This is a genomic window from Paenibacillus sp. Y568, from assembly GCF_059445545.1.
In genome coordinates, this window is sequence record NZ_JCAIUM010000005.1 from 1 (window position 1) to 12,252 (window position 12,252).

A 12,252-nucleotide genomic window follows, 5' to 3' on the forward strand; every position below is an offset into this window, starting at 1 on the left:
CTCATTTAAAACAAACTGACGAGAAATTACTTTCTCTATCAAATGATTTCTCATTTGTTTTGACTTCACTTTCGTGAAATCTACTCACTCGTTGTTCAGTTTTCAAAGACCAATTTGTTCATTTTGTTAGTCGCCATGTAATGTCTGTGACAACTTTTATATCATAACATGTCCGGTTCGTTTGTGCAAGCTTTTTTTTCGTTTAAGTTTCATTCGAGTTTGGCTTGCCGATTCAATAAATGTGTTATTTACTGGCCGGACTTAGAATATACCATGTCTATCATTAGGTTGACAAGTTGTAAAAATTGACAGTTAACTAGATCCTTTTTAATAGTCTTACAACCTACTCTCTAAGAATAACATAACGATATTACACGCCTACGTATCTCCTATTAAAACAATATACTTTCACTTCTCTACCATACCCCTATCTGAATTGCTGGAAACTTGAAATATTCTATTCAGTCTTCTCTACCATCATCAATATCCTTCTAAGCAATACCGCAGTCTTACAACTACCTTCACTATAGCAACACCCCAAAAGTCATATCTCCACTCATATTAATCATAATAACTTCTATATAAGGGAAGACTACTTTCATATTTTTAAGTGGAGGTGTATGGATTGAATACAAACGAATCAACTGAATCGACGCTGTCGATTGCTGCCTTAGGCGGTGTTAATGAAATCGGGAAGAATATGTACGTGCTCAGATATGGTGATGATATCATCGTCATTGACTGTGGCTCCAAATTTCCTGATGAAAGCTTATTAGGGATTGATCTAATCATTCCTGATATATCTTATCTACTGGAGAACCGCGACAAAGTCAGAGCCTTAGTTGTTACTCATGGTCACGAAGATCATATTGGTGGTATTCCATATATTCTAAAACAGTTGAATCTACCCGTTTATGCAACACCATTAACTCTGGGCTTAATTGAAGTGAAGTTAAAAGAGCATAGTCTTCTAGGCAGTACAAAAATGATAACGATCAATTCCAAATCTACATTAGAGATCGGAAAGATCAGTTTAAGTTTTTTTAGAACAAACCATAGTATCCCTGATTGCCTCGGTGTCGTATTTGATACTCCAGAAGGAACGGTTGTACATACAGGAGATTTTAAGTTCGATTTAACACCTGTAAATGACGAATATCCAGATCTGCACCGTATGGCTGACATCGGTAAAAATGGTATCCTAGCTCTGTTGTCTGAAAGCACGAATGCAGAACGCCCAGGGTTCACCCTCTCTGAACAACTCGTTGGGGAGAATATTAAAGAAGCCTTTATTAAGGCAGAACAGAAAATATTTATATCAACCTTCGCTTCCAATGTTCATCGTCTACAACAAGTGATTGATGCAGCAGAGATAACTCATCGAAAGATTGCTTTGCTGGGAAGAAGTATGGTTAATGTGGTATCTATTGCTCATGAACTAGGTTATTTAAATATTCCTGAAGGCATGTTAGTCGAAGCAAATGAAGTCAGCTCCTATGATCCTCACCAGATGGTTATTCTATGTACTGGAAGCCAAGGAGAACCTATGGCTGCTTTATCCCGTTTAGCTAGTTCTGACCATCGACAAGTAGAAGTATTAGCAGGTGACACTGTTATCCTAGCTTCCACACCAATCCCCGGAAATGAGCGGAATGTGGCACGGGTAGTGGATAATCTATATCAATTAAAGGCTAAGGTTATTTACGGATCGGCTTCAGTAACAGGAATGCACGTATCGGGTCATGCCAGCCAAGAGGAACTTAAGTTAATGCTGTCATTAATGAAGCCTAAGTATTTCATTCCCATTCACGGGGAATTCCGAATGCTCCATCAACATCGTTTGTTAGCGGAATCGGTAGGCGTTGAACCAGATAACATCTTCATTATTAATAATGGTGATGTCGTCGATATTACCAATCAAAAGGCTATTCAACGTCGAAGCATACCTACCGGGAATACACTCGTTGACGGTCTCGGAATCGGTGATGTTGGAACGATCGTCCTTCGAGATCGTAAATTATTGTCCGAAGATGGCATTCTTATCGTCGTGGTCACGCTTAGCAAGAAAGAAGGTAAAATCATATCTGGGCCCGAAGTCATTTCTCGTGGGTTCGTATATGTGCGTGAATCAGAGGGTTTATTGGATGAAGTAAGCCGGATTACAGTAGAAAGCATCCATAAATTACAGGAAAAGAACATCACCCAGTGGGGAATATATAAGCAAACCATTAAAGAGTCCGTGGGGAATTACTTGTATAGTAACACTAAGAGAAGACCCATTATCCTCCCGCTTATTATTCAAGTCTAGATTGAGCTATTTAGACTCTCAGATAAAGGACACTCCAAACGGACACTACCTCATCGAGGATTGTGTCCTTTTTTTGCTAATGATCAAGTGCTATACTCAGGTATCCAGAGACTCATTCAATGAGTCATAGATGAACTTTAATCTAGTCTCGGTACTGTTTTTATTATCACCAGTGAGCGTTGGCCACTACGATTCGCAAAAATATCATAACATCTTAAGTTTCAGTTATTCCGTCTCTACAGAAACAATCTAACGTATGGTCGTTCACCATACCAGACGCTTGCATAAATGCATAACAGATGGTGGTGCCAACAAACTTAAAGCCTCTTTTTTTCAGAACCTTACTCATCGTATCTGATATAGGTGTGCTCGTAGGAACTTCAGAGCGGCTTGTCCATTGGTTTACGATCGGTTCACCATCAACAAAACGCCACATAAAGCTAGAAAAGGAACCTTCCTCACGTTCGATCTGCTGATACACACCAGCATTATGAATAATAGCACGTACTTTCAACTTATTACGGATAATTCCTGAGTCCTGAAGAAGTTGTTCCACTTTCGATTCATCATAAGCAGCTATTTTTATAGGGTCAAAATGATCAAATACCTCGCGATAATGTTCTCTTTTCTTCAAAATTGTATACCAGCTCAACCCTGCCTGCATTCCCTCTAACATTAACAATTCGAATAGTTTCCGATCATCACGTAGTGGCATTCCCCACTCCTTATCATGATAATCCATATATAAAGGATCTTGATTCACCCAGGCACAACGTTGCTTCAATTGTTCCATTTCACGCATACTCCTCTCATCGAGCTATCGCTCTATCTCAATGTATCTCATTTAGATTTGGAAAACCTTAAACTCAGATAAGACTAGACTTGCTTGGACATGATAAAATAATACTATCAAATCAAAGGAGCGATCCAATACATGAAACAAGAACTTATTGAACGATTTATTTCCTACGCCAAAGTAGATACGCAATCTAATGAAGATATGGATACATGCCCTACGACCTCTGGACAACTGACTCTCGCAAATATGTTAGTGGAAGAACTAAAGAGCATCGGCATGGAGGAAGTAACGGTTGATCGCAACGGATATGTTATGGCTACACTTCCCTCTAATACAGAGAAAGAAGTCGATACCATCGGATTCTTAGCTCACCTAGATACTGCCACAGATTTCACTGGAACAAATGTTAATCCGCAGGTGATCGAGAACTATGAGGGAGGAGATATTACTTTAAATGAATCCTTACATATTGTCATGTCACCTACAGAATTCCCTAGTCTAGCAGAATATACGGGCCACACATTAATTACAACGGATGGTACAACGCTTCTTGGCGCGGATAATAAAGCAGGAATTACAGAGATTATGACAGCTATGTCCATCTTGATTCAACATCCCGAAATCAAACACGGGAGAATAAGAGTCGCTTTTACCCCTGACGAGGAAATTGGGAGAGGACCAGAGAAGTTTGATGTCACTGCGTTTAATGCTACCTATGCTTATACAGTCGATGGAGGTCCTCTTGGCGAACTAGAGTATGAGAGTTTTAATGCAGCAGCTGCCAAGATCACTTGCAACGGAAGTAATATTCATCCAGGAACAGCCAAGGGCAAGATGGTGAACTCCGCCAAAATAGCGATGAAACTCCAAAGCATGCTTCCGGTTATGGAAGCCCCTGAATTCACAGATGGCTACGATGGGTTCTATCATTTGCTTGAAATGCAAGGTGATGTTGAGCAGACAACACTTCATTACATTATTAGAGACTTCGACAAAGAGAATTTTCAGGCTAGAAAGGCGAACCTCGAACGGATTGTAAATGAGCTTAAAGCGGAATACGGTCCAAAGAGCGTAGTGCTAGATATGAAGGATCAATACTACAACATGAAAGAAAAGATTGAGCCTGTTAAACACATTGTTGATATCGCGTATGAAGCGATGAAGAATTTAGATATTGAACCTATTGTTAAACCTATTCGTGGAGGTACAGATGGCTCACAGTTATCTTATATGGGCCTTCCTACACCGAATATTTTTACTGGAGGAGAGAATTTCCACGGCAAGTTCGAGTATATATCCGTAGATAACATGGTCAAAGCGACACAAACGGTGATTGAAATTATTAAATTGTATGAGCAAAAAGCTTAAACTAGTAATACTGCCATAGGTCACTGGTAGATCATACACTATAATTTACTTCGACCTTTCTATTCATAACGTATATTTTATATGCGGCCATCATTGGCTCAATAGAAAAAGAAGGACACGGCTCTAGTTCAGAGGCCGTGTCCTTCTTCTATATATACTCATTTAATCTTTTGACTCGGATTTATTTCCCAAGGGCTTCGTTAGTAATCGTACGATATACGATTTCAGATCCACGATACGAGTATGATCAGGCTCTTCATCGGTACCGCTAATGATCAATGGAACTAATGACTCCGTACGGTTAAGTGCCCCGTGGCCACCCCCACCTTTATGCGTAGGTGAGCTCTCACCCGCAAGTTCGTATCCCGACTTCGCTGTGACTACTAAGAAGTCTCCCTCATGGGAATTTAAAGCGCCGTACAGTCTCTTTAATGCATCAGGGTATTCTCTATATTGAACTGTGTCTTGATCTTTATCCAATTGTAGATCTAATACCTCGGGATGATTGCCTATGGTCCATGATTGTCCGTAAGCGTCTATCGTCTTCCCAGTTGGCTTATATCTGAATTCTTTCGTTGTGCCTCCCTGCAGCACTTGAATCCATCCGTTTTGTTTCCAAGCAATGAAATCGATACGTGCCTCATCTTTTAACCTATTAGCCATACTCCGGAGTGAATCTGTAGTATTCAATTTATACACATAGGCCATCGTTTCATTCACAGCCAGCGCGATTTCTGTATCCCTGGTAGTGTGTGCACCTGATTGTAAAATGGAGTAGTTATGCAATATCTGTGGCAGCTCAATAACCGGTTGTTTGCTTTTCGGCATAATAGCACTCATGCCACTGTCCCCAACAATCATGATGACGGCTTCGTCCAACGCCTCTTTTGGAGAACCAAATGAGTTCAATACCGTCTGAAGTTGCTTGTCCATTTTAATAACACCATCGAGCACTGAGGGACCCTTCTTATGTAGCTCTTGGTCTAAATCAGGTAAATAGACATACAGAAAGTCAGGCAGCTTTTCCGTCTGCACTAAATGCTTCACAACTTCTACAGCATAGTCATTATTGAATCCCATTCGCTTAGTTAACGCATCAGGTAATTCCTTTACACCTTCTAGTGGATTCGAAAAGGAACCTAACGACAGAAAATCAGGTCCTTTCACTTTTATTTCTTCGGGTAATGAGGTTGGCTCTTTAATCCACTTAGGGACAGATATTGTATGTTCCACGTTTCCTCGGTATATCAATCCATTGACAGAACCTGTTTTTAGACCCTTTTTGTTCAATTGCTCATAGATGGTTGCGGTTTGTGTATTCAGATGATCCCCGTTTAAATGAATCATAGCATCACTCATGACAGGGTCTATTCCATGTTTAAGGATTTCCATTGGCCCGGTTCCATAATTAATGACTTGATGATCTTTCGCTGAATACCAGATCAGACCAGGAACATGATGTTCGTTAGGGTACGTCCCCGTAATTAAAGAACTATCGATTGCAACAGACATTGTTGGAAAAGAACTCACGAGATTCTTATGATACTTGCCATGATCTATCAGGAATTTCAATGTAGGGAGCTTGTTTTGCTGTATTCCTTTATCAATGGATTGAGCCATTAGAGAGTCTACTAAGATCAGAATGACTTTTTTCGCTTTGTGTTCCGTTTGGGACTTCACATGGAGCAGATCGTCTTCCTTGGGCTTAGCTTTACTCCCATAACATCCTGAACAAATGATGAGCGGCACAACGATCCAAATCAAATATCTGACGATACGCACTAGTACCACACCTTTTCTGTAGTCTTTTCAACTCAGTTCTTAAGTCAATATACTTCAGTTTGTTCGTTTGTAAATTTAAGTATACAAGGAAAAGTTGGGCAGTTTATTTGGAGGGATATTCACAATATATAAGGTTATGCTAATCATAAAATTTCTAGGGAGTGAATAGATTTGGATTTTCTGAACAGCCAAGAATCATTAACAACCATTGAATGGGTCCTTCGAGGCATTATTAGTTTTGTATTTCTGCTATTGGCAAGCAAAATAATGGGCCAACGCTCGATTTCCCAATTAAGATTTCTCGATTTCATTATTGCCTTAATCCTTGGGAATATTATCGCTCACCCACTTTCAGATGAGAAGTTAGGTTTAAAGGGTTCTGTGACTACGACCATTGTTCTCATTATTTTATATGTTGTAGCGACATGGTTGAGCCTGAAATGGCCTTTATTCAAAAGATATCTCGATCCACCACCCATTACGGTTATTAACAATGGACAAATTCATTTTAAGAACCTATCCAAAGCTAGAATCTCGATTGAATTCTTATTTAGTGAACTACGCAAAGAAAAGGTAGAGAATATAGAAAAGGTAGCTCTAGCCGTTTGGGAACCCGGTGGTACCATTTCTATTTTTATGAATACGCAAAGCCAGCCACTTACCCCTGCAGATATGAAATTAAAGACCCAACCCTTTAACATCATAAGACCCATCGTCATTGATGGCGTAGCCGACTTATTCCTTCTTCATGAGATCGGCAAGGATATGAACTGGCTTGAGAAAAAGGTGTCTCCTACCCATACAAATATTCGCGATTGTGTATTAGCTACTGTTGATGAAAATGAACAAGTGAAAGTTTACTCTACTCCTACCTGAGGTCGACCTTTACTTACCTCTTATATCTGAAAAGTCAGACAACAAAAAACTAACTCGGTACGAATCATACCAAGTTAGTTTATTAAAATTTTAAATTCATTTATAGAGAGTTGAAGAGTTAGTCTCTTTAACTCGTGAAGATTGCCGTTTCTTAAAGAATAAGGAGACAGCAATCTTAGCACACACAAGCGAGAAGGCTAGAAATAATAGTGCCCAGAATACTGCAGGAACAGATGTCCAAGAGGCAAGATTAGAAGCGTCACCCGCCCTTCCCTTACTTGTAAGGGAAAGTACAACGAGATGAAAGGGCCCTACTACGGACTCTTCCAATGTAAGAAACGCAAGTAGCCCATAATATATAGTGCGTAGTGCTGGTGGTAATACCATCATCACAATGTTCAGTATGATAAACCCTACAAGCCAGAATACACCATAACCTTGGTGCACATACAAGATGAGCATGACTAAGGCAATCGTAGTTAGTAGGACTAATCCCCATTTCTCTCGGCGTTTATTCATCCAATAAAATAGTAACACCGCAAATAATGACGCTAAGGTATACCCCGCAAGTGCAACAAACATGGACATCCATTGCGATGTCGTTGTGGAATAAGTGACCCCGCTGTGGTTTGCATTCAATTCAATAGCTAGTACGCGTCCCGAGGTAAGTAGTGTCACTAATGCATGACCAAACTCATGAATCATCGTGTCTACGGTTCGAAATACATAACTAAAGGGTATAAACCTCGTTAGGATTGCCGAACCGACAAGCAATAGAATGGTCTTGAGCCATTTATTCAAATACATCCCCCTACTTTGCCTACATTAGGCAAGTGTTCTTACTCTTATATTAACAAGAATGAACGGGATTCACATCTATTACTCAACAGGAAACCAACCAGGTCTACCTACGATACCTTGCCAAAGCGGATCCGGAATCACCAGTTGCTTCTGCGCAGTAGTGCTCACAGTTGTAGCAATGTCTTCTTGACGTCCTGATTGTACTTTCTCCACCCAATCCGGCTCTACAATCAATTCTCTCCCTAGAGCAATTAAAGGGATATCAGTCTCCAATGCCTTCAAAGCCTCATCTGGCGTATGAATAGAACCTACACCCATGATAGGAACACGTTTTCCAACACGATCTCTAATGTATTCCATACGAGAACGACCATCCAATTCTACCCCACGTCTTGGCTCTGACCAGAAATCCATAAGAGAAATATGAATGTAGTCTAGATCTTTATCTGCTAAAGCATCAAGTAAAACGAGTGTATCTTCCATGGTGAAACCCAATTCCTCTGGCTCTTCTGGAGATAAACGATAACCCACCAGGAAAGGCCTATTAGCATGCTCAGCTACAACTTTCTTCACTGTATCCACGACAGCTAATGGGAAAGTCATTCTCTTCTCAAGACTTCCACCCCAACGATCATCCCGGCGGTTTGTGTGACCAGAGAAAAACTGATGTATTAGATAGTTATTCGCCCCATGAATCTCTACACCATCATATCCAGCTTCTATAGCTCTACGCGTTGTTTCTCCAAAATCATGAATCATAGCTACAACTTCTTCATCTGAAAGAGCACGCGGCGTTACTTGGCCATCATCCGTTGGTACTGCACTCGCACTGACAACATCACCATTTACAAGTTCAGGAGGACACATACGACCACCATGGAATATTTGAAGTACAGCTTTCGAACCCTTTTCCTTAATTGTAGTTGCTAGTCTTGTCAAACTAGGAATCATCTCATCGCTATAACCAGCGAATTCACCATGAAATCCTTGTCCGTTCTCGGAGACATTGGTGCATGCAGTAATAACCATGCCCACGCCACCAGCTCTACGGCTATAGTAATCAATCTCACCATCTGAGACTGTACCGTCTAAATTCGAAGACCAATTCGTCATCGGAGCCATAACAACACGATTCTCTACCTCAACACCACTACGAAAAGTAAACGATTTGAAAAGCGGTTCATATTTAGCTTCCATTTGATTAGTCCTCCATGATTATATATTTTCCATACTGTAACTATTATAATTACAATTAATTTGATTTGCAAATCTGCCGAATAATGATGATAAAAAAGAACAGAAGCTTATCGCTCCTGCTCTTACATGATTCCATTAATCTATTATTCAATTCCTGCAATCCATTTATTTACCTTTTCTTCATTAGCGTCTACCCATTTCTTAGCCGCATCTTCTTCGGACATCCCATCAGCGATATCACCCATCACAGCTTCCATATCTGCTGGTGCCCATTCAAATTGATCTAGAAAACGATACGCATTGGGTTGATCTTCTTTCAGACCTAAGCGTACAAGTGTATGGATTTGCTCGCTTCCACCGTACACCTTCTTAGGATCATCAAGGTATTTCAAATCCATATCTGCGAACATCCAATGTGGAGTCCAACCTGTAATTACAATCGGTTCTTTTTTAGCATAAGCATCCTTAAGTACCTTTACCATTGCCGCTGAAGAGCTCTCTTGAAGATTCCACTTGCTGAGATTATACTCTTTAACTGCATTTTCTGTTTGGCTCATTATGCCAGCACCCGGTTCAATCCCGGTAATTGTATAATTAACCGACTTACCTACTGCTTCTTTATTTAAATCTTCGATCGTCGTAGCATCCATGTAGGTTGGTACAACCAATCCGTTCTTGGTTCCATCTAAGTTAACGCCAAGATCTTCAAGCTTATCTTTATTGGGTTCATAATAGTTCTCACCGTGTGTGCTTGGTAACCATGCAGCGACCATTCCATCTGCACTACCATCTGCAACACCTACGTACATAGGTCCAGCATCAACCTGAAGCATCTCTACTTTATAGCCTAATTTACTTTCCAATACTTCCTTTACGACATTGGTGCTAGCAATTTCTGAATCCCATGCGACATAAGCTAGCGTAATTTTTTTATCTTTCGATGCCGTTCCGTTTCCTGCATTATTCGCGTTCTTGTTATTAGAACATCCTGCAATCACCAAAGTTATTGCCATAAACGCGACCATAAGTACACTCATTTTCTTTTTCATCATCAATTATATTCACTCCTTCTTATTTTTCTTAGCTAATTTCTGAGTCATTCGATCCAGCATAATGGCTAACACGACAACGGCTAACCCTGCTTCGGTACCCACACCAGTCTTCGCTTGCGTTACTGCTTTATAGACATCTGCTCCGACACCTTGAGCACCGATCATTGAAGCAATAACAACCATCGATAGTGACAGCATAATCGTCTGATTAATTCCCGCCATAATGGTTGGAATCGCAATGGGTAACTGTACTTTAACTAACTTCTGCATACTTGTTGAACCAAATGCATCTGCTGCCTCTACTAAATCCTCAGGAACCTGGCGAATACCCAAACTTGTTAATCGAATGGTAGGTGGAATAGAGAATATAACGGAAGCAATTACGCCTGGTACAACACCTAATGAGAAGAAAGCAACGGCTGGTAATAAATAGACAAACGCCGGCATCGTCTGCATGAAGTCCAAAAGTGGTGTGACAACACTTTGTACTTTCTTATTTCCAGCGCATAGAATGCCAATCGGCACACCTAGTACAATAGAAATGATGGAGGCAGTTAACACCAATGCAAGAGTATCCATCGTATGTTCCCAGTACCCTAAATTAAGAACTAACAACAAACCTATAAGTGTGAAAGCACCGAGTCTTACTTTTCCAAGCCAGAAGGCAAGGATTGTAAAAATTGCGATCAATACTAGCGGAGGTAAAAAGTTAAATCCATCTGCTAAACCATTGACGACATTACCTACGACTAGTTTAACGCCGTCAAAAAATGGCTCAAAATTCGTCTCTAACCAACCTTCAAGCGATTCTACCCATTCACCTATTGGGATCTTAGGTACATTCATTGAGGTTCACCTACTTCCGCCTCATTATTTCCAGTCAGTGCTGCGAGGACAGCTCCTCTGATCACGATTCCTACTAGACGGTTGCGATCATCAATCACAGCCACAGGAATCTTAGCACTACTTACAACATCGAATAGTTCTACTAAAAGAACATCCGGGGAAATCGTCGGAGTATCGCGAATGATAATCTCCCCAAGCGTCTGGCCTGATTTGATTGCAGCTAATGCATCCTCTGCTGTCACGACCCCTATTAGTTGACGAGACTTGTCTACAACATAGAGATTGGATATTCCTCGATCACGCATCAGTTGTAAAGCTACTCTTGGTCCACGGTCTATACCAATTGTCTCTGCACGAATCATGACATGTGCCGCAGTCAGTACCTTGGACAAGTCTACATTCTCAACGAATCGTTCAACATAAGCATTGGCAGGATTCATTAGAATTTCTTCAGGTGATCCAATCTGTACGATAGCCCCGTCTTTCATCAACGCTATACGATCACCAATACGTAAAGCTTCGTCGAGATCATGGGTGATGAATATAATCGTCTTCTTCATATTTGCCTGAAGCTCGAGTAATTCATCCTGCATATCTTTACGAATAAGTGGATCCAGTGCGCTGAAGGCTTCATCCATCAATAGAATGTCAGGATCGTTAGCCAATCCGCGAGCTAGTCCAACGCGTTGCTGCATTCCTCCGCTTAATTGATCCGGTTTCCGGTCTTCAAGTCCCCCTAACCCAACTAAGGCTAAGGATTCCTTCGCTTTCTTACTTCGTTCCTCTTTCCCTACCCCTTGAACCTCTAATCCATATTCAACGTTCTCTAATATCGTGCGGTGGGGAAAAAGAGCAAATTTCTGAAAAATCATACTCATTGTCTTTCTTCTGACCTGTCGTAACTCTTCCCGATTCATTCGAACGATATCTTTACCGTTGATGAGAACCTGTCCTGCAGTTGGTTCAATAAGACGGTTCAATAGTCTTACCACCGTCGATTTGCCGCTACCCGATAAGCCCATAATGACAAATATTTCACCAGCTTCAATGGAGAAGTTGACCTGATTAACCCCTACTGTTAATTTTGTCTCTTTCGCAATACGTTCCTTAGTCCAACCTTGCTGTAGCAAAGGAAACGCCCTTTTAGGGTCATTACCGAATACCTTACTTAACGATTTAACTTCTATAATCGCCATCTATATGCCCCCTTCAGTCAATCCAAA

General features: G+C 40.7%; 10 protein-coding genes. 3 read left to right on the forward strand and 7 right to left on the reverse strand.

Annotation, left to right across the window (positions count from 1 at the left end):
- The first annotated feature begins 625 nt into the window (after window positions 1–625).
- On the forward strand, window positions 626–2,308 hold the full coding sequence (locus AC1D7X_RS08635) for a ribonuclease J (protein WP_495456396.1): 1,683 nt from the start codon (window positions 626–628) through the stop codon (window positions 2,306–2,308).
- Between the two features lie 214 nt (window positions 2,309–2,522).
- Here AC1D7X_RS08635 and AC1D7X_RS08640 read toward each other — a convergent pair whose 3' ends face one another.
- Window positions 2,523–3,101 carry a DNA-3-methyladenine glycosylase I gene (locus tag AC1D7X_RS08640; protein WP_495475020.1) on the reverse strand — a complete coding sequence of 193 codons (579 nt, stop codon included), beginning with the start codon at window positions 3,099–3,101 and terminating at the stop codon, window positions 2,523–2,525.
- 141 nt (window positions 3,102–3,242) lie between these two features.
- Between AC1D7X_RS08640 and pepT the strand changes: the two genes are divergently transcribed.
- On the forward strand, window positions 3,243–4,475 hold the full coding sequence (gene pepT, locus AC1D7X_RS08645; RefSeq protein WP_495475021.1) for a peptidase T: 1,233 nt from the start codon (window positions 3,243–3,245) through the stop codon (window positions 4,473–4,475).
- 162 nt (window positions 4,476–4,637) lie between these two features.
- Here the strand turns inward: pepT and AC1D7X_RS08650 are convergent, their stop codons facing one another.
- Window positions 4,638–6,257, reverse strand: a complete 1,620-nt coding sequence (locus AC1D7X_RS08650) for an alkaline phosphatase family protein (protein WP_495475022.1) — start codon at window positions 6,255–6,257, stop codon at window positions 4,638–4,640.
- 171 nt (window positions 6,258–6,428) lie between these two features.
- On the opposite strand from AC1D7X_RS08650, the gene AC1D7X_RS08655 reads away from it, so the two are divergent.
- A complete protein-coding gene (locus AC1D7X_RS08655; protein WP_495475023.1) occupies window positions 6,429–7,133 on the forward strand; it encodes a DUF421 domain-containing protein in 705 nt (234 codons plus the stop codon).
- Window positions 7,134–7,229: 96 nt separating this feature from the next.
- Here AC1D7X_RS08655 and AC1D7X_RS08660 read toward each other — a convergent pair whose 3' ends face one another.
- The 5 genes from AC1D7X_RS08660 to AC1D7X_RS08680 form a co-directional block, all read right to left on the reverse strand.
- Window positions 7,230–7,934, reverse strand: a complete 705-nt coding sequence (locus AC1D7X_RS08660; RefSeq protein ID WP_495456401.1) for a M50 family metallopeptidase — start codon at window positions 7,932–7,934, stop codon at window positions 7,230–7,232.
- 78 nt (window positions 7,935–8,012) lie between these two features.
- Window positions 8,013–9,131, reverse strand: coding sequence for an NADH-dependent flavin oxidoreductase (locus AC1D7X_RS08665; protein ID WP_495475024.1), 1,119 nt, complete (start codon window positions 9,129–9,131; stop codon window positions 8,013–8,015).
- A 143-nt stretch (window positions 9,132–9,274) separates the two neighbouring features.
- Entirely contained in the window at window positions 9,275–10,183 is a 909-nt protein-coding gene (locus tag AC1D7X_RS08670) for a glycine betaine ABC transporter substrate-binding protein (RefSeq protein ID WP_495456403.1), read from the reverse strand.
- 9 nt (window positions 10,184–10,192) lie between these two features.
- Window positions 10,193–11,029, reverse strand: coding sequence for an ABC transporter permease (locus tag AC1D7X_RS08675; RefSeq protein ID WP_495456404.1), 837 nt, complete (start codon window positions 11,027–11,029; stop codon window positions 10,193–10,195).
- Entirely contained in the window at window positions 11,026–12,225 is a 1,200-nt protein-coding gene (locus AC1D7X_RS08680; protein ID WP_495475025.1) for a quaternary amine ABC transporter ATP-binding protein, read from the reverse strand. Before AC1D7X_RS08680 ends, AC1D7X_RS08675 begins: the two co-directional genes overlap by 4 nt.
- Window positions 12,226–12,252 lie beyond the last annotated feature (27 nt).

What these genes read in the sequence shown, in the direction of transcription:
- AC1D7X_RS08680 (WP_495475025.1), bottom strand. Translation starts at nt 12,225, where the DNA reads ATGGCGATTATAGAAGTTAAATCGTTAAGTAAGGTATTCGGTAATGAC.
- AC1D7X_RS08640 (WP_495475020.1), bottom strand. Translation starts at nt 3,101, where the DNA reads ATGGAACAATTGAAGCAACGTTGTGCCTGGGTGAATCAAGATCCTTTA.
- AC1D7X_RS08675 (WP_495456404.1), bottom strand. Translation starts at nt 11,029, where the DNA reads ATGAATGTACCTAAGATCCCAATAGGTGAATGGGTAGAATCGCTTGAA.
- AC1D7X_RS08670 (WP_495456403.1), bottom strand. Translation starts at nt 10,183, where the DNA reads ATGATGAAAAAGAAAATGAGTGTACTTATGGTCGCGTTTATGGCAATA.
- pepT (WP_495475021.1), top strand. Translation starts at nt 3,243, where the DNA reads ATGAAACAAGAACTTATTGAACGATTTATTTCCTACGCCAAAGTAGAT.
- AC1D7X_RS08665 (WP_495475024.1), bottom strand. Translation starts at nt 9,131, where the DNA reads ATGGAAGCTAAATATGAACCGCTTTTCAAATCGTTTACTTTTCGTAGT.